The 24,454-nt window shown below is 60.6% G+C and carries 24 protein-coding genes; 12 read left to right on the top strand and 12 right to left on the bottom strand.

Annotated elements, in window-relative coordinates; genetic code table 11:
- Nucleotides 1–131: 131 nt before the first annotated feature.
- The gene (locus PG892_RS13720; RefSeq protein WP_029314793.1) at nucleotides 132–1,031 is read left to right on the top strand and encodes a LysR family transcriptional regulator; all 900 of its coding nucleotides are present in this window, start codon (nucleotides 132–134) and stop codon (nucleotides 1,029–1,031) included.
- A 57-nt stretch (nucleotides 1,032–1,088) separates the two neighbouring features.
- Here PG892_RS13720 and PG892_RS13715 read toward each other — a convergent pair whose 3' ends face one another.
- The gene (locus PG892_RS13715) at nucleotides 1,089–2,861 is read right to left on the bottom strand and encodes a M4 family metallopeptidase (RefSeq protein ID WP_049636653.1); all 1,773 of its coding nucleotides are present in this window, start codon (nucleotides 2,859–2,861) and stop codon (nucleotides 1,089–1,091) included.
- A gap of 350 nt (nucleotides 2,862–3,211) precedes the next feature.
- On the opposite strand from PG892_RS13715, the gene PG892_RS13710 reads away from it, so the two are divergent.
- The 8 genes from PG892_RS13710 (at nucleotide 3,212) to putP (ending at nucleotide 12,107) form a co-directional block, all read left to right on the top strand.
- Nucleotides 3,212–3,766 carry a GNAT family N-acetyltransferase gene (locus PG892_RS13710; RefSeq protein WP_048206978.1) on the top strand — a complete coding sequence of 185 codons (555 nt, stop codon included), beginning with the start codon at nucleotides 3,212–3,214 and terminating at the stop codon, nucleotides 3,764–3,766.
- 37 nt (nucleotides 3,767–3,803) lie between these two features.
- Complete coding sequence (locus tag PG892_RS13705; RefSeq protein WP_052815911.1) at nucleotides 3,804–4,358, top strand: GNAT family N-acetyltransferase; 555 nt, start codon at nucleotides 3,804–3,806, stop codon at nucleotides 4,356–4,358.
- A 175-nt stretch (nucleotides 4,359–4,533) separates the two neighbouring features.
- A complete protein-coding gene (locus PG892_RS13700) occupies nucleotides 4,534–5,640 on the top strand; it encodes a 1-acyl-sn-glycerol-3-phosphate acyltransferase (protein WP_010675527.1) in 1,107 nt (368 codons plus the stop codon).
- Nucleotides 5,641–5,950: 310 nt separating this feature from the next.
- A complete protein-coding gene (locus tag PG892_RS13695) occupies nucleotides 5,951–6,421 on the top strand; it encodes a YhcH/YjgK/YiaL family protein (RefSeq protein WP_052815909.1) in 471 nt (156 codons plus the stop codon).
- Nucleotides 6,422–6,639: 218 nt separating this feature from the next.
- Nucleotides 6,640–7,839 carry an acetate kinase gene (locus PG892_RS13690; protein ID WP_069652036.1) on the top strand — a complete coding sequence of 400 codons (1,200 nt, stop codon included), beginning with the start codon at nucleotides 6,640–6,642 and terminating at the stop codon, nucleotides 7,837–7,839.
- A gap of 131 nt (nucleotides 7,840–7,970) precedes the next feature.
- Entirely contained in the window at nucleotides 7,971–9,212 is a 1,242-nt protein-coding gene (locus PG892_RS13685; protein WP_052815905.1) for a mechanosensitive ion channel family protein, read from the top strand.
- A gap of 185 nt (nucleotides 9,213–9,397) precedes the next feature.
- Nucleotides 9,398–10,324, top strand: coding sequence for a L,D-transpeptidase family protein (locus PG892_RS13680; RefSeq protein WP_052815902.1), 927 nt, complete (start codon nucleotides 9,398–9,400; stop codon nucleotides 10,322–10,324).
- 274 nt (nucleotides 10,325–10,598) lie between these two features.
- Entirely contained in the window at nucleotides 10,599–12,107 is a 1,509-nt protein-coding gene (gene putP, locus PG892_RS13675) for a sodium/proline symporter PutP (RefSeq protein ID WP_045525661.1), read from the top strand.
- A 125-nt stretch (nucleotides 12,108–12,232) separates the two neighbouring features.
- On the opposite strand, the gene PG892_RS13670 is transcribed toward putP, so the two are convergent.
- From PG892_RS13670 to PG892_RS13640, 7 genes are all read right to left on the bottom strand, one after another.
- Nucleotides 12,233–12,784, bottom strand: a complete 552-nt coding sequence (locus tag PG892_RS13670; RefSeq protein ID WP_052815900.1) for an NAD(P)H-dependent oxidoreductase — start codon at nucleotides 12,782–12,784, stop codon at nucleotides 12,233–12,235.
- A 54-nt stretch (nucleotides 12,785–12,838) separates the two neighbouring features.
- Nucleotides 12,839–13,270, bottom strand: a complete 432-nt coding sequence (locus tag PG892_RS13665; RefSeq protein WP_052815914.1) for a MerR family transcriptional regulator — start codon at nucleotides 13,268–13,270, stop codon at nucleotides 12,839–12,841.
- Nucleotides 13,271–13,744: 474 nt separating this feature from the next.
- Entirely contained in the window at nucleotides 13,745–14,821 is a 1,077-nt protein-coding gene (locus PG892_RS13660; RefSeq protein WP_270825492.1) for a hypothetical protein, read from the bottom strand.
- Between the two features lie 82 nt (nucleotides 14,822–14,903).
- A complete protein-coding gene (locus PG892_RS13655; RefSeq protein ID WP_201896847.1) occupies nucleotides 14,904–15,278 on the bottom strand; it encodes a hypothetical protein in 375 nt (124 codons plus the stop codon).
- A gap of 104 nt (nucleotides 15,279–15,382) precedes the next feature.
- Nucleotides 15,383–16,561 (bottom strand): putative phage abortive infection protein, encoded by a 1,179-nt coding sequence (locus PG892_RS13650; RefSeq protein WP_080989917.1) that lies wholly within the window; start codon nucleotides 16,559–16,561, stop codon nucleotides 15,383–15,385.
- Between the two features lie 563 nt (nucleotides 16,562–17,124).
- A complete protein-coding gene (locus PG892_RS13645; RefSeq protein WP_052815285.1) occupies nucleotides 17,125–17,718 on the bottom strand; it encodes an MliC family protein in 594 nt (197 codons plus the stop codon).
- Between the two features lie 110 nt (nucleotides 17,719–17,828).
- Complete coding sequence (locus PG892_RS13640) at nucleotides 17,829–18,197, bottom strand: DUF2061 domain-containing protein (protein ID WP_010675518.1); 369 nt, start codon at nucleotides 18,195–18,197, stop codon at nucleotides 17,829–17,831.
- A 180-nt stretch (nucleotides 18,198–18,377) separates the two neighbouring features.
- On the opposite strand from PG892_RS13640, the gene PG892_RS13635 reads away from it, so the two are divergent.
- Nucleotides 18,378–18,584, top strand: coding sequence for a hypothetical protein (locus PG892_RS13635; RefSeq protein WP_052815284.1), 207 nt, complete (start codon nucleotides 18,378–18,380; stop codon nucleotides 18,582–18,584).
- Between the two features lie 98 nt (nucleotides 18,585–18,682).
- Here PG892_RS13635 and PG892_RS13630 read toward each other — a convergent pair whose 3' ends face one another.
- Nucleotides 18,683–19,279, bottom strand: a complete 597-nt coding sequence (locus tag PG892_RS13630; RefSeq protein WP_052815283.1) for an FMN-dependent NADH-azoreductase — start codon at nucleotides 19,277–19,279, stop codon at nucleotides 18,683–18,685.
- A gap of 109 nt (nucleotides 19,280–19,388) precedes the next feature.
- Here PG892_RS13630 and PG892_RS13625 point away from each other — a divergent pair, with 109 nt between their 5' ends.
- Nucleotides 19,389–20,318, top strand: a complete 930-nt coding sequence (locus PG892_RS13625) for a LysR family transcriptional regulator (RefSeq protein WP_103859254.1) — start codon at nucleotides 19,389–19,391, stop codon at nucleotides 20,316–20,318.
- A 50-nt stretch (nucleotides 20,319–20,368) separates the two neighbouring features.
- Here PG892_RS13625 and PG892_RS13620 read toward each other — a convergent pair whose 3' ends face one another.
- The 3 genes from PG892_RS13620 to PG892_RS13610 are packed head-to-tail and all read right to left on the bottom strand — an operon-like array spanning nucleotide 20,369 to nucleotide 23,581.
- Nucleotides 20,369–21,223 carry a 23S rRNA (adenine(2030)-N(6))-methyltransferase RlmJ gene (locus PG892_RS13620; RefSeq protein WP_052815281.1) on the bottom strand — a complete coding sequence of 285 codons (855 nt, stop codon included), beginning with the start codon at nucleotides 21,221–21,223 and terminating at the stop codon, nucleotides 20,369–20,371.
- Nucleotides 21,217–21,678: a DUF2390 domain-containing protein gene (locus PG892_RS13615; RefSeq protein WP_052815280.1), complete on the bottom strand. Its 462-nt coding sequence runs from the start codon at nucleotides 21,676–21,678 to the stop codon at nucleotides 21,217–21,219. The genes PG892_RS13620 and PG892_RS13615 overlap by 7 nt, the downstream gene beginning before the upstream one ends.
- Nucleotides 21,671–23,581 carry an ABC transporter ATP-binding protein gene (locus PG892_RS13610; RefSeq protein WP_042879860.1) on the bottom strand — a complete coding sequence of 637 codons (1,911 nt, stop codon included), beginning with the start codon at nucleotides 23,579–23,581 and terminating at the stop codon, nucleotides 21,671–21,673. The genes PG892_RS13615 and PG892_RS13610 overlap by 8 nt, the downstream gene beginning before the upstream one ends.
- A 147-nt stretch (nucleotides 23,582–23,728) precedes the next feature.
- Here PG892_RS13610 and PG892_RS13605 point away from each other — a divergent pair, with 147 nt between their 5' ends.
- Nucleotides 23,729–24,139, top strand: coding sequence for a CBS domain-containing protein (locus PG892_RS13605; protein ID WP_270825491.1), 411 nt, complete (start codon nucleotides 23,729–23,731; stop codon nucleotides 24,137–24,139).
- The last annotated feature ends 315 nt before the right edge of the window (nucleotides 24,140–24,454 follow it).

Genomic DNA, 24,454 nt, shown 5'->3' with positions numbered 1-24,454 from the left:
GAGCCAAGGGGATGACAACTCCCTGGCTCGGTGGCGTTCAGCCGATTCATGACGATTGATGCTGCTATTCTGGTGGGGCTCCAGATATAGTGGTAGCCGACAACTGGCTATATTTCATATTGGATTTGGTTATGGCTATGACCCTCGACGATTTGCAACTGCTGCTGGATGTGGCCAACCGTGGCAGCTTCAGCAAGGTGGCCGCCATTCGCGGCTGGTCACAACCCATGGTGAGCCAGCGCATTGCCGTGCTGGAGCAGGAGCTGGGTCAGTCCCTGTTCCGTCGCCATCGTCGGGGGGCCACCCCGACCCCGGCCTGCGAGCAGTTTCTGCCTGCCGCGACTGCGGCCCTGAGCGCACTGGAAGGGGGGCGGCTGGCGATGCAGGGGGCGCCTGCATTGCCGCGGATCCGGCTTTCCTGCCTCCCCTCCCTGACCACGGCGGTGTTCGGCCCCCTGCTGCTGGCCCTGGTGGACGAGACCTTCGAGATCCGCTGCAACACGGATCACTCTGGCATCATCATGCAGGAGTTGCTGACCGGCGAGACCGACGTGGGCTTCATTCTCAAGTGCCCTGCCATCGCGGGCATCCAGCTCGAACTGCTTTACCGTTCCCCGATCATCGCCGTGGCCTGCGCCACCCACCCGCTGGCCGGGCGGCAAGGGCTGACCCTGCAGGACATTGCCAACGAGCGGCTGGCGCCCCAGCAGTGGGGGACGGGCTGCGACGAGCTGATCCTGCAGTTGCGTTTGCTGCGCCAGGTGGCGAGCCCGCTGCACGCCATCCAGCCAGCGAGTGCGGCGCGGGAGCTGGCGCTGGAGCACGGCTTCATCACCCTGATGCCGGCGCTCGCCATCACCCGGGATCTGGAGTTCGGTCGCCTGGTGAAGCTGGACGTGGTGGATCTGCCACCGGATCACTGGGATGTGATGATGGCCTGGCGCAGCGGCAAGCGCCCCAATCCCGCCAAGGAGCGGGTGCTGGAGGCGGCCCGTACCCTGGCCCGGCGCTGGTCGGGCAAGCGGACATAAAAAAGCGCCGGACCAGGCCGGCGCTCTTCGCTAATTCCCCTTGATGCCCGCTCAGACTCAGTAGCTGGCCTTGAGGGTGACGCCGGAGAAGGCGCTGAACCCGCTCAGCTGCACGTGCCAGGTCCCCGCCTTGGGGGCGTTCAGGGTACAGGTTTCGGCATTGCCGCTCTTGTAGGGGCGGCAGTCATAGCTGCTGGCGGTCGGCGCGCTGCCGAACTTCACGTAGAGATCCGCATCCCCGCTGCCGCCGCTGCTGGTCACCACCAGCTGGCTTCTGCCGGCGGGCACCTCGACGGTGAAGTTCAGCTTGCCCCCCTTGGCGGCGGTGAGATTGCTCACCGGTACCCCGTTTTGCAGCACGCTGCCCGGTTGGGGCGTGGTGCCGCCGCAGGTGGCATTGACCCCGACGGCGGTGAAGGCGGCTGCCACGTCGCTCACGCTGTAGCCGAGATCCGTGGCGGCCCTGGTCACCCCGCACGCCCCCTGATCGAAGGTGGTGTTGGGGCCCCAGTAGAGGCGGTTGGCCAGCACGAACACCTCGAACGCCTTGCGGGTTTGCCAGCCGCTGGTGTTGGCCAGCAGGTAGAAGGCGCGGTTGTAGACCCCGGAACTGTGGTGCACGTCGATGCCGTCATAGTAATCGCTGGCGTGGCCGATGGACTTGCCGTCCCGGGCCGGGTCCTCGAAGTAGCGCAAGGAGCCGTTGCCCTTGAAGATCTGGGCCCCCACCAGCCAGTCGTTGCTGCCCTTCATGTAGTATTCGGCCGCTTCCCCCGCCATGTCGGAGAAGGCCTCGTTGATGCCGCCGGACTGACCGGAGTAGACCAGTCCTGAGTTCTGCTCGGTGAAGCCATGGCTCACCTCGTGGGCCGCCACATCCAGGCTCACCAGCGGATAGAAGGTGGTGGCCCCGTCGCCGAAGGTCATCTGGCTGCCGTCCCAGAAGGCGTTCTCGTAGTTGCGGCTGTAGTGCACCCGCATCTTGAGCTTGAAGCTCAGCGGCGCCGTGTTGTACCAGTTGCGGTACATGTCGAACACCACGTTGCCGAAGTAGTGGGCATCGTTGAGAGGGGAATAGGCACCGTTGATCTCCTTGACCGTGTTCTCCGGGCAGGTGAACTGGTGGATGGTGCCCCCCGTGGTGCCGTGATTCATGTTGAGGGTGTCCACGTTGGTCCCCGTCATGCGGCAGTTGTCATCCACCTGAAGGGGACCAAAGTCGGCGCCGTAGAAATACTTGCCGGTCTTGACGTTGCCCCCCGGGCCGGTAGCGTCCTTGTGGTTGATCCCCTCCCAGCGTTTGAGCTCGCTGCCGGTCTGGGCGTCGATCATCACGAAGGGGCGGCTCGGTTCCTTGCTGGCGGCAAGCCAGGAGACCAGATAGACCAGTCTGGCCTGGCCGGTCTCATCCTGCATCACGAACAGCTTGACCTGTTCGTTGCTCCCCTTGGCACCGCTGCGAGCCTGGCGTGCGGCGTCGCTGGCGGAGAGGGCAACGGCCGGGCCCGTCAGGTCGGCATCGATCTTGCGCAGCATGGTGCCGGACACCTGATTGACCTGGCCCCCCAGCGCCTGATCGGCCACCAGGACCTGGCCCCACACCGGAATCCCCTGCCAGGTCTGCTCATAGCGTATCCGCTGCTGGCCATTGGGCAGCGTCACCGCCCGCACCTTGCGAAACTCGCCATCCCCGGCGCCAAGGGCGCCAATCTTGGCGGCGCCACTCACCGCACCGGCCAGGTCCGAGACCTGGTTCACTTCCACCTGTTCTGCCGCCATGGCGGCGCTTCCCCAGCAGGCCAGCATGACGGCCAAATAGACTTTGTTCATCTCGTCTTTCCTTAGTCGATGAAGATTACACGCCGGGTCCGTTGCCCGGCGCTCTTACACTAGTGGGAAGGGGGAAAATAACGGCCTGTCATTTGTCACAGGGCAGCGAAAACAGGTAGCACGATTCACTTTTACAGCGCCAATCATCCACAAATACTGGTAATGGCAGCATGTTGAACCGCTGCGAGGGGTGATTGATGACCTGGGGGCAAGGTGCCCGCATGGGGATCGCCATATGGGGGTTGCCAGCGGGGAAGCCGGTTGAAAAGTCCTTGGCAAACAAGGGATTGATTGACTACATTGGCTCCCATGACGGCAGGTGGCCGGAGCGGAACCGGGGAGGAGTGGCGATGTTTTCATGGCAACTGGATGACGAGCTGGCGCTCCTGTTCCTGCAACCCGACATGGCCAGCGAGCTGTTTCGCCTCTGCCAGCGCAACCGCGATTACCTCTCCCAGTGGCTGCCCTGGGTGCCCCACATCCAGCAGCCCGCCGACAGCGCCACCTTCATTCGCCACTCCATCGAGAAGTTTGCCCGGGGGGAGGGGCTGACCACGGCCATCGAGTATCAGGGGGAGGTGGTCGGCGTCATCGGTTACAACCAGATCGATCAGGATCTCAGCAAGGTGACCATCGGCTACTGGCTGGCGGAGCGCTGGCAGGGGCACGGCATCATCACCCGGGCCTGCCAGGCCTTGATCCATCACGCCTTCGAGGAGATGGGGATGGAGAAGGTAGAGATCAGCGCCGCCCTCGAGAACGAGGCGAGCCGGGCCGTGTGCGAGCGGCTGGGAATGACCCAGGAGGGGATCACCCGGCGGGCGGAGCGGCTGGCGGACAGGGTGGTGGATCATGTGCACTACGGCCTGCTGCGGGACGAGTGGCTGAGGCTGAGGGATCTCTGATGACCTTCCTGTCCGCTTCCAACCTCCTGAGGGTGAGATGACGACGCTGCCACACATTGCCACCCCCCGTACCCGGCTGACCGTGCTGACCCCGGAGCGGGCCTGCCTGATGGTGGATTTCTATCTGCGCAATCGCGCCCACCTGTCCCCCTGGGAGCCCAAGCGGGAGGAGAGCTTCTACACCCTGGCTCACTGGCAGACCCGCTTGCGCGACGGTTACGGCCACTATTTCGAGGGCAGTGCCGTGCAACTGGTGGCGCTCGATCCCAGGGGGGAGCGGGTGCTCGCCACCTGCAATTTCACGAACATTGTGATGGGCATGTTCAAGGCGTGCCACCTGGGCTATGCCATCGACAAGGAGCATGAGGGGCAGGGCCTGATGCAGGAGGTGGTGGCCGCCGGCATCGATCACCTGTTCCGGGAGCTGGGCCTGCATCGCATCATGGCCAGCTACATGCCCGCGAACCTGCGAAGCGGCGCGCTCCTCGAACGGCTGGGGTTCGAGCAGGAGGGGTACGCTCGGGACTATCTGATGATCAACGGCCGCTGGGAGGACCACGTCCTCACCGCGCTCATCAACCCCGCTGGCTAGCAGAGCCGTTGTCGAAAGGGGGGGCTGGCGGGTGACCGCCATCGCTTTTTCACTGCAAGATCGCACTATCTGTACGCCTCTCATACCCCTGGGGATAAAAGCGTGTAAAATTGCGCCCTGAATTTTCCCGGCCGGCAGACGCAGGCCGCGACTCCATACATGCAAGGCAGACATTGTGACAGAAGTAGATAGATTCGCGGACATTCGCCCCTATCGCGATGAAGAAGTACCGGCTGCCATCGAGCGGCTGATCCAGGATGACGAGTTTATCGGCGCCATCGCCAAATACCGCTTCGGTTCCCTGATGAGCTGGCTGGGTTGGGCCATTCGCCCGCTGATCCGCCAGTTCCTGCGCCACAAGTGGGCCAAGGTCAGCACCATCCATCAGGTACAGATGGGGGTGACCCGCTACATGACCCGGATGATCGCCACCTCCACCCAGGGGGTGAGCTTCTCCGGGCTCGAACACCTCAAGAAGGAGCAGGGCTACCTGTTCGTCTCCAACCACAGGGACATCGCCATGGATCCGGCGTTCGTCAACTGGGGGCTGCACACCCACGGGTTCGATACCGTGCGCATCGCCATCGGCGACAACCTGCTGCGCAAGCCCTGCGCCACCGAGCTGATGAAGCTCAACAAGAGCTTCATCGTCAAGCGCTCCGCCAAGGGGCCGCGGGAGATGATGAAGGCCCTCGGCGAGCTGTCGGCCTACATCGGCCAGTCGGTGCACGAGGGGCACTCCATCTGGATCGCCCAGAAGGAGGGGCGCGCCAAGGACGGGGATGACAAGACCGATCCGGCCATCCTCAAGATGTTCTACGTGGACGGCAAGAAGCAGAAGATCGAGTTCGTCGACTACATGCGCAGCCTCAACATCGTGCCGGTGAGCATCAGCTACGAGCTGGATCCCACCGACAAGGCCAAGGCGCGCGAGCTCTACGAGAAGTCGGTCAACGGCAGCTACGAGAAGGGCGAATTCGAGGACATCGAGAGTATCGTCGCGGGCATCGTCGGCCAGAAGGGGCGGGTACATGTCTCCTTCGGCGCCCCCATCACCGAGGGCTTCAGCGATCCAGACGAGCTGGCGGCGCTCATCGACAAGGCGATCTGGAGCAGCTATCGCCTCTTCCCAGGCAACTACCTCGCGGCGGATGTGCCCGGCAAGGCCAGCACCATAGAGCAGAGTGCCTTCCTGACTCGTCAGTCCGAGGTGCCACAAGAGCACAAGGCCATCTGGCGCGCCATGTACGCCAAGCCGGTGGAAAACGCCGGCAAGGTTTGAATGGCACCGCTTTTGAGCGGGTGATGGAAAAAAAACGGGAGCAGATGCTCCCGTTTTTGCGTCTGGTCAAAGTCGGGGGAGATTGGGTAGTGAATAATATTGTTTCAACTGGTACGATCATCGGGTAAATGGGCGAGTATCTCTTGGCAGGGGCGGACGAGTATGCAACAGTGACTCGGCGCCATCGGCTAGGAAGCGACAGCGCCCCCGTCTGCACGGATGGCAGACGAGACGATAAAAGGACCTTCAATGGTCCTTTTTCATTGGTGCACAAAGATAGACCACAGATATATCTAAGGATGCGAACCTCATGATCACCGGCAGTCTGGATACCTTGCAACGCACCCCCTTGCCCGCCCCCCTGAACCGTATCGTGGCCGAGGTGGTGCAAAGCGTCGAACGCTGGCTGCACGCCCCCCTCGGCAAGCAGGAGGTCGACGGCCTCATGCTGTTCTGCCTGGTGAGCGAGGATTTGACAGAGCCGGTGGTGGATCGCCGGGGCGAGTTTCATGAGCAGTATCTGGACATCCAGCTGCTGCTGCGCGGCGAGGAGTGGATCGGCGTGGGCCCTCACGCCTACAGCCGGGACGGTGCCGACCATCCTCACCCCGATCTCTGGTTCGTCGATGACGAGCAGACCAGTTATCTGGCGTTGCAGCCCGGCGACTTCGCCATCTTCTGGCCGGGAGAACTGCATCGCCCCCTCTGTACCCTGACGACCCCAGGTCCGGTCAAGAAGCTGGTCGTCAAGGTTCACCAGTCGCTGCTGACCGGCGCCTGAGTGGCATTCGGGGCCTGGAGTCCCGAGTGATTGGGCCAACAGAGGCCCGTTGCGAATCGCTGATTCGACGCGCGCGCCAGACGAACGGTCTGCGCCCAACGATTTGAAAAATTGGACGCACCCTCCTGCGACCATAAGCCCCCGGCAGGGGAATCCCATCCATCGCTGGATGACACGACACTGTCGGCGTAAAGCCGAAGCACAGGAAGATGTAGAACATGAGCAAGTTGGTATTGATCCTTAACTGCGGTAGCTCTTCCCTGAAATTTGCCGTAATGGACGCTGAAACGGGCGAGGACATGCTGTCCGGCCTGGCCGAATGCTTCAATCTGGATGACGCACGTATCAAATGGAAACTCCACGGGGTCAAGGGCGACGCCATGCTGGGCGCCGGTGCCGCGCACCAGGAAGCCCTCGACCACATCGTGGGCCACATCCTGCCCCAGGATCCCGCCCTGGCCGATCAGCTGGTCGCCATCGGCCATCGCATCGTGCACGGCGGCGAGCAGTTCTCCCGTTCCGTTCGCATCGATGAGGGCGTGATCGCCGGCATCGAGGCCGCCATTCCGTTTGCCCCCCTGCACAACCCGGCGCACCTCATCGGCATCCGTGCCGCCCTCAAGGTGTTCCCGGCCCTGGCCGACAAGAACGTGGCCGTGTTTGACACCGCCTTCCACCAGACCCTGCCAGAGGAAGCCTACCTCTACGCGCTGCCCTACAAACTCTATCGCGAGAACGGCATCCGTCGTTACGGCGCCCACGGCACCTCCCACCGCTTCATCGCCGAAGAGACCGCCAAGGCGCTGGGCAAACCGCTCCATGAGCTCAACATCATCAACTGCCACCTGGGCAACGGTGCCTCCGTCTGCGCCATCAAGAACGGCGAGTCCGTCGACACCTCCATGGGGCTGACCCCGCTGGAAGGGCTGGCGATGGGCACCCGCTCCGGTGACATCGACCCTGCCATCGTCTTCTTCATGCACGACAACCTGGGTTACAGCGTGGACAAGATCAACCAGGTGCTGACCCGCGAATCCGGCCTGCTGGGCATGACCGAGGAGAGCAGCGACTGCCGCTACGTCACCGGCAACTACGCCACCGACGCCGGTGCCAAGCGTGCGCTGGATGTCTTCACCTATCGCGTTGCCAAGTACGTCGGTGCCTATGCTGCCGCCATGGATGGTCGCCTGGACGCCCTGGTGTTCACCGGCGGCATCGGCGAGAACGCCGCCATGGTGCGCGAGATGGTGCTGGCCCGACTGGCCCTGCTCGGCTTCAAGATCGACAAGGAGGCCAACAGCGCCGCCGTGCTGGGCGGTGAAGGCCCCATCACCGTCGAAGGCAGCCGTCTGGCCCTGGTGATGCCCACCAACGAAGAGCTGGTGATCGCTCGTGATGCCCTGAGCCTGGTCGGCTAAGGCACCCTCTGGTGATGACAACGCCCGGCCCCTGCCGGGCGTTGTCGTTTCGGCAATAGTGATCGGCCTGTCATTTGACATGGGGGACCAGATGCGTACCCTGACCGCTGTGTGATATTGCGGAGGTAACGATGAAAGAGATGTTTTTCAACTGGTTGTCAGGTCTGGGGGTCGATGTGACCCCCATGATGGCCCTGGTGATCGCCCTGGGGTTCATCGTGCTGACCGCCATGGTGCTGCACCTGGTGCTGCACCGCATCCTGCTGGTGCGCCTGGTGGGGCTGCTTGGCAAGACCAAGCAGATGTGGCTGCCGCCCCAGTTGCAGCAACGCCTCTTTTACCGGCTCGCCTTCGTGTTCCAGGGCGCCGTGCTGCTCGGTCAGGCGGAGATCTGGCTGCCCAAAGCGTCCGAGAGCCTGGCGCTTATCGAGTTGCTGGCCCAGCTCTGGATCCTGCTGTTCCTGCTGCTGGCCCTGTTCGCCCTGCTCGACTGCCTGCTCTCCCTGAGCCGGTATACCCGGCTTGGGCGGGATCTGCCCCTGCGCGGCATCTTCCAGGGGGTGAAACTGGTGGCCAGCATCCTGGTGGGCATCCTGATGATCGCCCTGCTGCTCGGCAAGTCGCCCCTCTTCCTGTTCAGCGGCCTGGGGGCCATGACCGCGGTCCTGATGCTGGTGTTCAAGGACCCCATCCTCGGCCTGGTGGCGGGTATCCAGCTCTCCGCCAACCGCATGCTGAGCGTCGGTGACTGGCTGCAGATGGACAAGTACGGGGCGGACGGCGAGGTGACCGACATCGGCCTCACCACGGTCAAGGTGTCGAACTGGGACAAGACCATCACCACCATCCCCACCTATGCCCTCATCTCCGACTCCTTCAAGAACTGGCAGGGGATGACCGAATCCGGCGGGCGCCGCATCAAGCGCAGCGTCAACATCGACATGACCAGCGTGCGCTTCCTCACCTCGCAGGAGCAGTTGCAGCTCAAGCAGGCCAGGTTGCTGGCACCCTACCTCAGCCGCAAGGAGCAGGAGCTCAGCAGCTACAACCAGCAGCTCAGCGATGCCATCAGCTGCCCCATCAATGGTCGCCACCTCACCAACCTCGGCACCCTGCGCGCCTATCTGGACGCCTACCTGCGGGCCCATGCGGGCATTCGCAAGGACATGACCCTGATGGTGCGCCAGTTGGCACCGACCACGGACGGCCTGCCGCTGGAGATCTACTGCTTCACGGCGACCACCGCCTGGGCCGAGTATGAAGGGATACAGGCTGATATTTTCGACCACATATTTGCGATAATTGAGCAATTCCATCTACGTTTGCATCAGTCGCCAACCGGTTATGACATGCACAGTTGGAAAAACGGCTGATCCCGCTTATGACAAGGTGCCGCGGCGCGGCGCGGCACCGTATTTAATCACCGACCCGTCAGCACGTGGCGGTTGAAATTTGCATGGCAGAGGAGAAAAATGGCGGCCTTCTCTTCGCCCCGGGCGCGCCCGTCGCCTCCGCGCTGGCCAGAGTGCTGAACCACCCCCTTTATCACAGGAAAGTTATGAAGCTCCTCCACAACACGGCGGCCGCACTGTGCTGCTCCCTGATCCTGGCCGCCATGCCCGCCCTCGCCATCGAATATGCCCTGCCCGCAGCCAACAGCCGCCTGGTGGGGGAGAACCTGGACTACGTGGTGTCCCCGGAAGAGGCGGGCCAACCCCTGGAAGCGGCAGCGGCCAGATTCCAGCTCGGCTTGACCAACATGCTGGAAGCCAACCCCAAGGCGGACCCCCTGCTGCTGCAGGCGGGCGAGAAGCTGGTCGTGCCGCATCAGCTGATCCTGCCGGATGCCCCCCGTGAAGGCATCGTGCTGAACGTCGCCGAGATGCGCCTCTACTACTACCCCAGAGGCAAGAAGGTGGTGGAAGTGCTGCCGATTGGCATCGGCCAGCTCGGCACCGACACCCCGGAAGACTGGGTGACCAGCGTGCAGCGCAAGAAGGCGGGCCCGACCTGGACCCCGACCGCGAAGATGCACGCCGAGTACGCCGCCCGTGGCGAGACCCTGCCTGCTGTCTGGCCGGCCGGTCCGGACAACCCCATGGGGCTGTTCGCGCTCTACATCGGCAAGATGTACGCCATCCACGGTACCAACGCCCAGTTCGGCATCGGCCTGCGGGTGAGCCACGGCTGCGTGCGTCTGCGCAACGACGACATCGAGTACCTGTTCAAGCAGGTCCCGGTCGGTACCCGCGTCCAGTTCGTGAACCAGCCCATCAAGGCCTCTGTCGAGCCGGATGGCCGCCGCTACCTGGAAGTGCACCAGCCCCTCTCGCGCAACCAGGAGGAGTTCAACTCCAGCCTGCCGGCCCCGCTGCCCATGTCCACCGCCGTGACCCGCTTCATCGCCCACGCGGACAGCGACTCCCAGCTGGTCAAGCAGGCCCTGGAGCAGCGCAGCGGCATGCCTATCGCCATCAACCGCTGATCCCGCCCGTCGGTATTCCGAGCCCCGGCCACTGTCGGGGCTTTTTTATGGCGCGGGGGAGGGAATCATCAGGGTAAACCCTTGGCAGGTCGGGATAAAATCCGGCCTTATTGCAATTGAGTGGTTGCTTGGTTAGGTGTTAAACGTTTTCCATGTGTTTTTTATTTGTTAAAAGTGGTTGTGGTCCGGCGATCTGCTGATTACTCTAGGCCGGTTTTTTTAAGGAAGAGTCCGTCGCAAGAACGGGCACAGACGTCACATAACGGAGTTTTGAATGACAGCTAGCACCCCCATGCTCATCACCTTTCTGGTGTACATCCTCGGGATGGTGTTGATCGGCTTTATCGCCTATCGCGCCACCCGTAACTTTGACGACTACATTCTCGGCGGCCGCCGCATGGGGAGCTGGGTGACCGCCCTCTCCGCCGGTGCCTCCGACATGAGTGGCTGGCTCCTGATGGGCCTGCCTGGCGCCGTCTTCATCGGCGGCATCTCCGAGAGCTGGATCGCCATCGGCCTCATCATCGGCGCCTACTTCAACTGGCGCTGGGTGGCCGGTCGGCTGCGGGTTCACACCGAGAAGAACCGCAACGCCCTGACCCTGCCGGACTACTTCACCTACCGCTTCGAAGACAAGAGCCGGGTGCTGCGCATCCTCTCCGCCCTGGTGATCCTGCTGTTCTTCACCATCTACTGCGCCTCCGGCGTGGTGGCCGGTGCCCGCCTGTTCGAGAGCACCTTCGGCATGAGCTATGACACCGCCCTCTGGATCGGTGCCGCGGCCACCATCACCTACACCTTCTTCGGCGGCTTCCTCGCGGTAAGCTGGACCGACACCGTGCAGGCGACCCTGATGATCTTCGCCCTCATCCTGACTCCTGTGTTCGTCATCATCGCCGTGGGCGGCATCGACACCGCCATGGTGCAGGTGGCGGCGCAGAACGCCAGCAATCTCGACATGTTCAAGAACCTGGACTTCATCGCCATCATCTCTCTGATGGCCTGGGGCCTGGGCTACTTCGGCCAGCCCCACATCCTGGCGCGCTTCATGGCGGCGGACTCCCACCACTCCATGGCCAGCGCCCGTCGCATCAGCATGACCTGGATGGTGCTGTGCCTGGGTGGCGCCGTGGCCATCGGTTTCTTCGGCCTGGCCTACTTCTCCACCTTCACCGAGCAGGCGGGTGGCGTGACCGCCAACCCGGAGCGCGTCTTCATCGAGCTCTCCAAGATCCTGTTCAACCCCTGGATTGCCGGCGTGCTGCTCTCCGCCATCCTGGCGGCGGTCATGAGTACCCTCAGTTGCCAGCTGCTGGTCTGCTCCAGCGCCATCACCGAGGATCTCTACAAGCCCTTCCTGCGCAAGAACGCCTCCCAGAAAGAGCTGGTGTGGGTCGGCCGCGCCATGGTGCTGCTGATCGCCCTGGTGGCCATCGCCGTCGCCACCAACCCGGAAAACCGGGTGCTGGGGCTGGTGAGCTACGCCTGGGCCGGTTTCGGTGCCGCCTTCGGCCCCGTGGTGCTGCTCTCCGTGCTCTGGTCCCGCATGACCCGCAACGGCGCCCTGGCGGGCATGCTGGTCGGTGCCCTGACCGTCATCATCTGGAAGCAGTTCGGCTGGCTGGGTCTGTACGAAATCATCCCGGGCTTCCTGTTTGCCACCCTGGCCATCGTGCTGTTCAGCCTGTTGGACAAGGCCCCCTCCAAGGCCATGCAGGATCGCTTCGCAGAAGCCGAGCAGGAGTTCCAGAGCCCCATGGCAGACGCCATCGCGGCAAAATAACCCCCGCCTCGACGACAAAAGCCCCGCAACTGCGGGGCTTTTTAATGGGCAAAACATGCCCATGGCAGGGATTAGGCGGGGCGCCTGCCCAGCCGCTGCACATCCTGGCGGGCGGCGGCCCCGGCCTAGCTGAGCCAGCGCTGGCGGGCCCCCTCATCCGAGGTGTGGACGGGCCCCAGATGCTGGCGGTGGGTCAGCCGGATACCGCACAGCCCCAGCACCGGCTTGTCCAGGGTGCGATCCAGGGGGGCTCCCTGCCACCAGCGGTAATACCAGGGGGGGCTGTCCATGGTGAGCAGCAGGCGTGCCGTCTTGCCGGCGAGCAACTGCTCCGGGTACGCCTTCCCCGGCTGGTAGCGAAAGGCGAAACCCGGCAGCAGGGTGCGATCCAGCAGCCCCTTGAGCCGGGCTGGCAGGTGGCCCCACCAGACGGGGGCGACGATCACCAGATGGTGGGCCTGCGTCAGGCTCTGCTGCACCGACTGCAGATCGGGCTCGAGGGGCTGCACCTCGTCATAGCCATGGTGAAGATCCGGCGCGAAGGCGAGCTCCCCCACGTGATGCAGGGTGACGCGCGCGCCCCCTTGCTCGGCACTGCGGGCATACTCTCGGGCGAGGGCGTGGCAGAGGCTGTCGGGTTTGGGGTTGCCGTTGAGAACAAGCAGGTTGGGGGTCATGGTATGGCTCCTTGAAGTGAGCCCCCATTACACCCCTTGTCCCATGGGACAGAGTCAAGCCACCTTTTGACCCCGAGCCGCGGCGGCGGGATGATCCCGCCCGTCGGGGGATTGCCGCGCCGGGGCGCCATAGCGGCAGGGGTGCTGCGCCAGCAGCGTGGCGCACTGGCTCAAGCCCTGATGCTGGCGTTGCAGCCGGGCGACCTCCGCCGCGATCTGCGCCAGCTTGTCCGCGATAAGCTGCTCCACCTTCTGCCAGGGGAAGTGGTCGAGGCTGGTGACGCCCGCGAGCAGGGGAACCAGCTCCCCGAGCTTGCAGCCAAGCCGCTGGGCCTCGCGGATAAAGCCGACCCACTCCAGATCCTCGGCCCGGTAGACGCGATACTTGCCGCGCCGCCTGGGCTCGGGCAGCAGCCCGAGCTGCTCGTAGAGACGGACCGCCTTTGGGGTGGTGCCCGCCAGCCGGGCAAATTCACCGATATACATACTGCTGCTCGCAAAGGTGGTGTGAAAGGAGCCCACTATAGGTCAGTGGCAGGGGGGATTGAATACCCGAGGGGGAGGGCGCCATCGGTGCAGTGTGGGGAGGATAACGATGTGGAGCTGTGACGGCATCGCCGCATCCCTGACACGGCGCAGGGGCGGGATATGGCTTTGCCCTCGACGGGGTTTCGCCCGCTCTTCGGGCCGGGGAGAGTGACATTGGAAAGACCCAAAGCCACCAAAGGTCTTCTCCCCCGGCAAGCCGTCCGTTTCGCGGATTCCCTCGCCTACTTCATCGGGTCGGACGGAGCACCGCACACGGCACATCCCTGTGCCGCCTGCGGCTGCGCCGTCATCCATGACGGCGCTCCTGACCAGCTAAACTCGGCTCGGCGGCTTGCAGGGGGAAATACCCTGCCTGTCTGCGGCGAAGGAGGTTGGTGTCAGGTGATAACTAGATCTGTACACACCGCCTTATTAATCATCATCCCAACCTGCCCGTCCATCACAAAACTCACACCCAGACCACATAGTACCTTCAGACAGATTTGTAGATTCATCATTGCACCATTCGCATACTCCATAACTGTCTGTAACTGTGAAACACTCGGTGCACAAAAACTCGTTTGTACCCACCTCAACGACAGTTTCGTAACTGCAACATTCGCCACAATTAATGGGGAATGGATAATCTCCGCCATCTTTGACTGCTAGGTAAGCTTCTGTCTCGTCAACAAACTCTTCAAGTAACGAACTACTCCCGTGTTCCTCATTGCATGAGGAGCACGTAGCCGACGGTTCTCCATGAAAAAATAAAATTCCGTCATCACACTCTTTGCAGGCAATACGAATGCAGTTTTCTTTTAACCCGCAGACCAGACATTCCGAAAGATAAAGCTTTTTTAACTCGGTTTCGTGCTGTTCTGCTGTAAATCCGCAGGATGGACATTCTTGGAATTCGTAACCCTTATTCTCCAGTTCAGCTATGGCGGGTTTTAACTCATCAAACACGACTTTTAGAAATTCATGGTGCTCCCTTAGTTTGGCATCAATATCGGAAATTTGAGTTGACCACTCTTCAAAAACCGATTTCCATTGACCTAACAATAAATCATGCAGGAAATACCACGCCTTTAGCTGCTCCTTTACAATGCCACGAACTCTACGCTCATCAGCTTCTGATGTTTCGGCTTCATGGAAAAAGTGAACCATCTGATTCCTATGCTTTGAGACTGAGCGAAATGCATCGACCTGTTTGCCGGATAAGCCAGATTGAGCAACCTTATCTAAACGCTTTGTAGCCTCTTCAAGCGTTACAGAAAGGAATTTACCTTGCTGAAACTCAACCCAATCAGGATCTTTTTTAGGTGAGACAATCAATGACCAATGCTCTGCCATTAAGCGAGCTTTGAGGAACTGCTCAATTGCAGAGTGAAAGTTGATCACGGAGTACTTTGGATATTGTTGCAGCTCAGATATTGACTTGCTTAAGAAATCAATCGTGTTTCCCACCAAGTGCCTGAGCATCTTTTCTTGTTCTTTATGACTTCCCATAACTCACCAAGGTGTATAACGATTAAGCTAAGGGGCCGGCTTCGCCGGTCCCAGCGAACGAAGTGAACGCATTGTTAGTCTACTACTGCTCCGACCATTCGCGGTTCTTTACATATGTCCAACCTTCCTCACCGCGCGCGAGTGTGAAGCCTCTAGCTCCAATCTCGATTAATAGGCGTCTACACTCTTCCGGCTCAGCTCCTGTGACCCTAGAAAGAGTTTTCAATGAGCGTCCTTCGGTGAATTTAGGATTATCAAGCATCTTTCGTAATAAGTCTTTTCTCAGATTGTCTAGAGAATTTGCTCGACGATTTTGATACCAATGAAATATGAGATTTCCTATAACTGACAGAACAGAGCCTACTAACACCCCAATAAATCCAATAACTGCCGCCCAGAATTGGGCATCACTTATAAGTTTTAGTGCGATTTCCTGTGTGATTTGCGGGTCAGCCACGAATAACCTCCTGTAGTAGCCTAACGCTCGGCTAAACGGCGCGAACGCAGTGAGCGTCCGGCGTAGTGAAACGGAGCGAATTTGAGCCACTTGTTATGTGCAGTCTATGATACGTGATCATCAGATTCGTATTTTACGCTTGGGTAGTAGGTCTTATATCGAATTCCAAACAGGTGCTGCCCTGGTAAATTTTTAATCAAGTTGTATTTTGTTATTAGCTTTGAGTGGTTTTCGTCACTCTCTGATGAATCAGGTGTGAACTCCCATTTCATACCTATGCTAGAAATGCTATTTACAAGAAGTAGTGCCTGCTCATAAGTGGACAATTGGGCTCGATACATTTTTCCATAAGCATATTTCTGATCTTCGTTTAGGTAGTCACTCCCATTTAAGTATTTGTAGCTTTGATACAGGTGTCTAAAATAGTGGCCTAGGCGGAATTGATGGCCGCCATAATACTTTTCATATGGAAGGTGCATATTCAAATCGGCGGCCATCTGAGAGAGGTTGGCGGATTTTTCTGGGGTGCTCCTATTGCGGTACAGCTCTCCGATCAGTTCATGTAGTTTATTGAGGTCCAAGTTTCTTGCTTTCTCCCAGTTGGCGAACCTTTCTTCACTTGACCTTTTTGGCTTCAGCTTAATGTAGTACAGGAGCTTAAAATAATAATCAGGATTGTATTTTTTCTGGAAGAGTTTTCTCAATGCGATCTCCCCCTCAGCGCCAACCCCATAAAATACCATACAGTAGGCAATATCAATCCTGGCCAGTTCGATTGCATTAATTTTTGGGTTATTTTTCGCGATGATCTCTCGAACGCGCTCAAGATATTTTGGTGCAATATAGTCGGTAGGGTTTTTTGAGTTAGAAAATTTCTTTACCTCCATATAACACTCAATAAATTCTTGAAATATTATTTTTAATACTTGTCTGTTTTCATAAATTTCATAATCGCCAGACGAATGTTTTCTGTACCTCAATTCGCTCACATTTTCTCGATATAGCCTAATCATTTCGAAAAAGGTTGCCTCAAACGCAGTTCTCTTGTTCTCTTTGGCCTGCTCTTGAAATGTCAGATATATGAGAAACGTCCCAGTCAAAGCGAAAAATGTACCTATTACACCCCCAACAAAATCACCAAACTGTCCTGTGACCTCATAGTTTGTTTTTGCTTCGAAATAAATTGAGTAGCCATCAGCTGCCGATTTTCCCAGAAAATAGACAAGCATACCCAATCCTATTACTAGAAAAGTAAAGGCTGATATTTTTATGAATTTTGCCATGAATAAATTAAGCCCCTGTGGGTAATAAGCACATAACAGTGATTAGATGGAGGGCGGTACTAACAGATTAATACCGTCTTCTATCTAGCTCCGCTTCACTTTGATTTCGGGATTTAGAAGTAACATTTAAATCAATGGATTACCTGCCTACCTCTGAAGCAGACTGTATTCGCTTGACCTCTTCTTTTTGCACAACCATTACGACGGTATAGAAAAGCAGTGTGACCTTGGTCATGACAAACGCCGGCATGGCTACCGCCCTGAATTACAGCCTCCAGTCTGCTGCACGTTACCTGCGAGAGGGTTGGCATGGCTCATGGGAGACTCCGACGAGGCGTATGTTGCCAATTGGCTATATTAACGGCCCGCGAGCGAAGGGGAAGGAGGAAATGGCGAATTGCCGGGCAAGATCAACAAATGGAGGCAAGCCCGAAAGCCTGGCGTCCGGGCTGGATTGGCGAGAGAGGGCTGGGCATAGGTAAAAGGGAGCGAGTGGCCACCAACTGGTGACCCTCTTGCTGCCTGTACGGGAGTGGTTGCCCGGCCCTTGGCCGGGCGGGGGATCAGTTGCCCGGGATCTCGCTGCAGTTGAGGGTGGGCTGACCGTAGCGCTCCAGCATGGCGTCGCTCCCCTTGGTCCAGAGGGTGAGGTTTTGCCCCTCGTACCGGGCGCCGCTGGCGCTGGGGGTCTCATAGGCGAGCACCTGCTGCTGGTCGTTCCCCTCGCTCAAATTGATCATGGCGGCGGGCCGCTTGGCCTCGTTGTAGAAGTAGGTGGAGAGGGTGAGGCTCTTGCCGCACTGGTAATCAATCGGCGTCGGCACCCTCAGTTGGCCGCCTTTTATCTGCAACTCGGTGATCCGCAACTGGTAGCTCTCTTCCACGCACTGGCGCAGGTCGCCCGCCTTCCAGCAGTCGTTGCGCCCCTTGATCCAGCCGCGCTGGATGGCGCGCTCGCTCTTCTGCTGCTCGGGGGAGAACCCGGCAATCGCCTTGGGATAGAGGGCTGACAGCTCGTTATCCAGCGCAGCCAGTCCGGCATCCTTGCAAATGAGGGTTTCGGCGGCGCCTTTCGCCTTGGCGCACTCGAAGGACGGGGTGGCCGCCGCGGCCAGCAGAGGGGAAAACAGCAGGGTTCCAAGCAAGATCTTGTTCATCGACAGGGCTCCAACAGGGGGCGTGATGCCCCGTGATCAGAGCACACTTTACACCCGAAGGAGGCAGGAGCACCCCGTGTTTTTGGGTGCCGGGCGGCCCTGCATGGCAATCAGACGCCGGCCAGCGCCAAGGTCTGGCGGCTGCGCCACAGCCGCTCGTGGAAGAAGAAGACGACGGTGTTGATGGCAGGTTCGATCAGTGCCATCACGCCGCCGGTGAGCAGCTCGCCACTCAGCAGGTAGGCGACACCGAAGGCCACCGAGAAGTGGACCAGGGCGAAGCTGCTGGTCTTGGCCTGCAGGCTGTGCTCAGGCTTGAGCTTGTGCCAGCCAAGGTCGTGGAAGTAGAAGGCGACCGTGTTCACGGCGGGCTCGATGAGGGCGATCAGGCTGGCGGTGAGCAGTTCGCCGGTCAGCAGGTAAGCCACGGTGAAGGCGACACAAAAGTGCAGGATGGCGAAGCTGATGGTCTTTTTCATGGTGGTGTCTCCTCTGGCGATGAAGGCAGTATCACCCAGAATCTCATCAAATGAAAACCATTCTCATCTATCAGCGAAATAGAAAATGCCTATCGACCGGGGGAGGCACCACCAGATTGGGAGTTGCCCGGGACCGCAACGGCGCTAGAGTGTGCCTTTTGCCATGAAAAAGGAGCTTTCATGACCATCAACTCCAACCTGTTTGTTCTCTTCATGCTGCTGATGATGATCGTTGTCGGTGTGGTGGCCTGGCGACTGGCCCGGCGCAAGAGCCGCCACCCGGGGCTTGTCACCTTCCTGTGCGTGCTGCTCTGCCTGGTGCCGCCCTTTGCCCTGCTGGCGCTGCTCATTCTGGCGCTCTGGCGGGATATGCCCGTCAGGGCCTGATGTTTGCCTGCACGTGAAAGCCCCTTGCGGGGCTTTTTTACTTGGAATGTCCCGCGCAGCAGGTGGCCGGTTGGAAGGGGCAAGATCGGGTGATGGCCCTACCTGCCTAGGTCAGCGATCCGAGCATGGGCCTCGCGCATCCCCTGCTCCGCCCCGTGGGGGCGCAGATCCATCCCCTCTGCGTAGACGAAGTCCACCGGGATGCCCATCAGGCCGAGCACGGATTGGAGGTAGGGGGTGACCGCATCCGTCGTCTGTCCCTGATGCACGCCGCCGCGGCTACTGAACACCAGGGCGTTGACCCCCTCCACCAGCCCCATGGGGTAGGTGTCGGTGTAACGGAAAGTCACCCCGGCCCGTGCCACCAGATCGAACCAGTTCTTGAGGGGGGTCGGTACATTGAGGTTGTACATGGGGGCGCCGATCAGCAGCAGGTCGGTGGCCTTGAGTTCGGCAATCAGCCGATCCGACAGCGCCACCGCCTGCCGGATGGCCTCATTGGCCGGTTCAGCCCCGCGCAGGGCGTGAAACAACGGGCTGTCGAGGACGGGCAAGTCGAGGGCGGTCAGATCACGCACCACCACCTGGTCCTGATGGCCCTGCTCCCGGCGTGTTTGCAGGAAGCGCTCCATCAACTGGTTGGTGCGGGATGCGGGGCCGTTGAGGCTGGATTGCAGCAGCAGGATCTGGCTCATGAGGGAAACTCCATCTGAAACGTGTGAAGAATGAAGGGAGCTTACCAGTCATTTTTTTCCGCAGTGCTGATAGTATTTCGCCATATTGGTTCCAAAAGGTATGCAATAGATGGCAAACACGCTCAACGGCATCGATCTCTTCGCCACCGTGGTGGAGGCGGGCAGCTTCGCCCAGGCGGCGGAGCGGCTTCACCTCACCCGCTCGGCGGTGGGCAAGGGGGTGGCGCGGCTGGAGCTGCGTCTCGGCGTGCAACTGTTTCATCGCACCACCCGCAGCCAGAGCCTGACCGAGGAGGGGGCGCTCTTCTATCGCCACTGCCTGCGGGCGCTGGAGGAGGTGCGTCTTGGGGAAGCGGCGCTGGCCAGCAACAAGCTCACCCTCAACGGCAGATTGAAGGTCTCCATGCCGGTGCTGTTCGGCCAGCAGTGCGTGGCCCCCATTTTGCTGGCGCTGGCGAAGGCGCATCCCGGGCTGGCCCTGGAGCTGTCGTTCAGCGATCGCAAGGTGGATCTGGTGGAGGAGGGGATGGATCTGGTGATCCGCAACGCAGAGCCGCCGGACAGCCTGGATCTGGCGGCGCGCAGGCTCGGGGAGCACGGCATGACGCTTTGCGCCTCGCCCGCCTATCTGGCCGAGCGGGGGGAACCTGTGACCCTGGCCGAGTTACCGGAGCACGAGTGCATTGCCTATCTGCGCCAGGGGCGGGTGCTGTCGTGGTGGTGGCAGGAGGCCGAGGCATGGCGCGAAGTCCAGCCCAGAGGGCGGTTGCAGATGGACGATCTCAACGCCATCACCCAGGCGGCCATCGCGGGCTTTGGTCTCGCCTGGCTGCCGACCTGGCTGGCGCGGCCCCACCTTGAGCGGGGCGAGCTGCGCGAGCTGCTGGCCCGATTGCCGGGTCGGCGCTATCCCATCAACGCCCTCTGGCCCCATGGTCCGCATCTGCCCCTCAAGACCCGGCTTGCCATCGACTGGCTGGCGAGCCGCCTGTCCGAGCAGCTGGCCAGCGTGAACGTGCCGGGTCATCAGCCCCAATGAAAAAGGGCCTGCTGTGACAGGCCCTTTTTCATTTTCTGTGGTTCCGAGGGTCAGGCTTCGGCCTTGTTCAGCCACTCCACCCTGTACTGGGCGCCGGCGCCCTGGGCCAGCCTGGCGCACAGGGGTTTCAAGAAGGCCTCGATCTGCTCGTCCAGCATCCAGGGGGGGCTGACGATGAGCATGCCGGAGCCGTTCATGCCCCAATCGCTGGTCTGGCCGGCCACTTCCAGCTCGGCCACCAGGACGTTGCCGAAGTTCTCGCGCTTGATCGCTTTGAGCATGTCGCGGGACTTGTCCGCCTCTTGCCCGAGGATGGGATACCAGAGGGCGTAGATGCCGGTGGCCCAGAGCTTTTGCGCTTTTTTAAGGGTATCGACCACGGCGAAGTAATCTTCCTTCAGCTCATAGGGGGGGTCGATGAGCACCAGGCCGCGGCGCGGGGTGGGGGGCAGCAGGGCAACCAGCCCTTCGAAGCCGTCGCGATGGTGGACGGCGACGCGGGGGTCGTACCCCATGTTGGCGCGAAGATCCTCCACCTCGTTGTTGTGCAGCTCCATCAGCGCCAGCTTGTCCTGATCGCGGATAAGGCGGCGGGAGAGCTCCGGCGAGCCGGGGTAGTAGTGCAGCTGGCCATCGCTGTTCATCTCCTCGATGACACCCAGATAGGGGGCCATGGCAGACCACTGGGCCCGTTCATCCCACAGGCGTTTGATCCCGTCGGCGTATTCCGCCTTCTTCTGGGACCAGTCGCCGCGCAGGTCGTAGAGACCGCCACCGGCATGGGTGTCTAGCACGATGAAGGGTTTCTCCTTCTTCTTGAGGGACTCGATGATCAGGGCCTGGACGGCGTGTTTGAGCACATCGGCGTGGTTGCCGGCGTGAAAGGCGTGGCGGTAGCTCAGCATATGAGATCTCTGAGGGGGCCCTGCTGGGCACCCAGTAACGATAGATAGTGAAACAGGTTGCGGCTGTCGCCGCGAAACAGGGCGAGGGTGCGCAGGGTCTGCAGCAAGACCCCCTGTTGCAGCCGCTCCAGCTCCAGTTCGTGGGCCAGCATGGTCTGGTACTCCTCGGTTCCCACCCGTGACTTGGCCTGCTGGCGCAGGGTGCGCCAGGGGAGCAGCACCGCCTCGGTCTGTACCAGGGCCGGTTGCAAGTCCGTGAGGTCGACCGGGATCCGGAGCAGGTCGAGGTGGTGCAGCAGGAGTGCCAGGTTGACGTTGCCCCCCATGCTTTGCACGTGGAGCCAGTCCTGGCTGCGCTGGCCATAGGCGCCCGTGCTCCATGTCCAGAACTCGGAAGGGGTGGGCAGGGCGTCGGGGCTGACCCGCTCGCTGGCCATCAAGGCTTCATCACGCAAAGAAGGCCTGCTCCATGGTTTCCAGCTCTTCAGAGAGGCTCATCCACTCCAGCTCGACGTGCTCCAGCTCCTCCTTGAGGGGGCCCTGGGACTTGAGCAGCTCGGAGAGCTTGCCCTTGGCACTCTCTTCATAGATGGCGGGATCGGCGAGCTGCTCTTCCACCGCGGCCAGCTTGGCCTGCAGCTTCTCCATGCTGGTTTCGAGCTTCTCCAGCTTCTGGCGCAGCGGCCGGGTCGCTTGCCGGAACTGGGCTTCGAGGCGCTTCTGATCCTTGCGCGCCACCGCCGAGTTGGCGGAGACAGTGCCATCTGCCGGCTTGGCATTGGCCTCTTTCTCCTGCTCGCCGAGCCACTTGTGGTAGTCGTCGAGATCCCCATCGAAGGGCTCGACCCGGCCGCCGTGGACCAGATAGAAGTCATCCGTGGTGGTGCGCAGCAGATGACGGTCGTGAGAGACCACCACCATGGCCCCCTCGAACCCTTGCAGGGCCATGGTCAGGGCGTGGCGCATCTCCAGATCCAGGTGGTTGGTCGGTTCATCCAGCAGCAGCAGGTTGGGCTTTTGCCAGGTGATGAGGGCCAGCACCAGACGCGCTTTCTCACCGCCGGAGAAGGGGGCCACCTTGTCGAGCACCTTGTCGCCGTGAAAACCGAAGCTGCCGAGGTAGTTGCGAAGCTCCTGTTCGGTCTTGTCCGGGGCCAGGCGCACCAGGTGATCGAGGGGGCTGTCATCGAGGCGCAGGGTTTCGAGCTGATGCTGGGCGAAGTAGCCGATGCTCACCCCGGCGCTCACCTCCAGCTTGCCCGACAGCGGCGGGTTGCTACCGGAGAGCATCTTGATGAAGGTGGACTTGCCGGCGCCGTTGCGACCGAGCAGGCCGATGCGCGACCCCGGCACCAGGTTGAGCTTGATCTTCTCGAGGATCACCTTGTCACCGTAACCGGCGCACAGGTTCTCCATGGCGATGAGGGGAGTCGGCAGGGCCGAGGGCTCGCGAAACTCGAAGCTGAATTCGGAGTCGGCGTGGGCGGGCAGGATCTTCTCCATCCGCTCCATGGCTTTGAGCCGGCTTTGGGCCTGACGGGCCTTGGAGGCCTTGTAGCGGAAGCGATCCACATAGGATTGCATGTGGGCCATCTCCCGCTGCTGCTTCTCGTACATGGACTGCTGCTGGGCCAGGTGCTCGGCCCGTTGCAGTTCGAAGTCGGAGTAGCCGCCGCTGTATTCGTTGAGCTTGCCGTTCTCGATATGGATGATGCGATTCACCACGGAATCGAGGAAGTCGCGGTCGTGAGAAATGAGCACCAGCGTGCCCTGATAGCCCTTGAGCCACTTCTCCAGCCAGATGACGGCGTCGAGATCCAGGTGGTTGGTCGGTTCATCCAGCAGCAGCAGATCGGAGCGGCAGAGCAGCGCCTGGGCCAGGTTCAGGCGCATACGCCAGCCACCGGAGAAGCTTCTGACCGGCGAGTCGAGCTGATCTCCGCCAAAACCCAGACCGTGCAGCAGCTCGGCGGCACGGGCGCGAATGCTGTAGGCACCTATGGTATCGAGCTTGCCGTGCAGCTCGGCCACCAGCAGACCGTTGTCATCCGCCTCGGCCCGGGCGAGCTCGGCTTCCAGGGCGCGGAACTCCTTGTCGCCGTCGATCACGTACTCCAGGGCGGAGCAGTCCAGCGCCGGGGTCTCCTGGGCCACGCCGGCAATCTGCCAGCCGGCGGGCAGGCTGAAGCTGCCGTTGTCGATGGCCAGCTCGCCCCGTACCAGCGCAAAGAAGGTGGACTTGCCACAGCCGTTCTTGCCCACCAGGCCCACCTTGTGGCCGGGGTGTATGGTGGCGGACGCGTTGTCCAGCAGCGTGCGGCCGCCGCGGATCAGTTCGATTTGACTGGCAACTATCATGGATGGGTCTGCTTGGCTCGATTGAAGGAGAGAAACTGGCGCGGATCTTACGTGAAATGACACAAATTTGCACTTGAGGGCGGGGGGGATGGCTGCCGCCGGAAAAACGTGTCATAACAGAGACATCTGGGGGGCAGGAGGCTGACCATGTTGATTAAAGAGATCATGACGACCCGGGTCGCGACCGTTTCCATGGATGACAGGCTGAGCGTCATCAAGGAGATCTTCGAGCAGGCCCATTTCCGCCACCTCCTGGTGGTGGAGGAAGAGAAGCTGGTGGGGGTCATCTCGGACCGGGATCTGCTGCGTGCCATCAGCCCCTATCTGGACACGGATGCCGAGATGAACCGGGACACCGAGACCCTCAACCGGCGCGCCCACCAGATCATGAGCCGTGAACCCATCACCGTCTCCCCCGAACGCGCCCTGAAAGAGGCCGCCGGCCTCATGCTGGAGCACCAGATCTCCTGTCTGCCTGTGCTGGAAAACGGCGCCCTGGTGGGCATAGTGAGCTGGAAGGACCTGCTGAGGGTCATGCGCGGCTGGCAGCCGGTCTGACAGGGCGGGGAACATAAGCGGGGAGTCCGTGTCGCCCGGCAGGGCTTCCCTGCTTCTTGCTTTGCTGAAACATTAAACTGCATTCATCAAATCTTTCAGTTCACTTGTGTTGCAAAAATGATTTTTATGGTCATAAATTCTGCCAGTGTCATTTCATGTGACACTATATGTCGCAGCGTCAGCTCGAATTGATGCTTTTATAATTAATCGTTCGCCGCTTCAGTTCCCATCTTAAATACGAAAGGGGACTCCCTCCGACGTAGGTGGGAGGGGAATTTCGCCGGGGCGTCAGCCCCGCTGGTTTTGAATGTATTG

Source organism: Aeromonas sp. QDB68 (assembly GCF_027707405.1).
Lineage (GTDB): Bacteria > Pseudomonadota > Gammaproteobacteria > Enterobacterales > Aeromonadaceae > Aeromonas > Aeromonas caviae.
The sequence above is the reverse complement of the archived record's forward strand: the minus strand, read 5'-3'. Positions and strand labels throughout refer to the sequence as shown.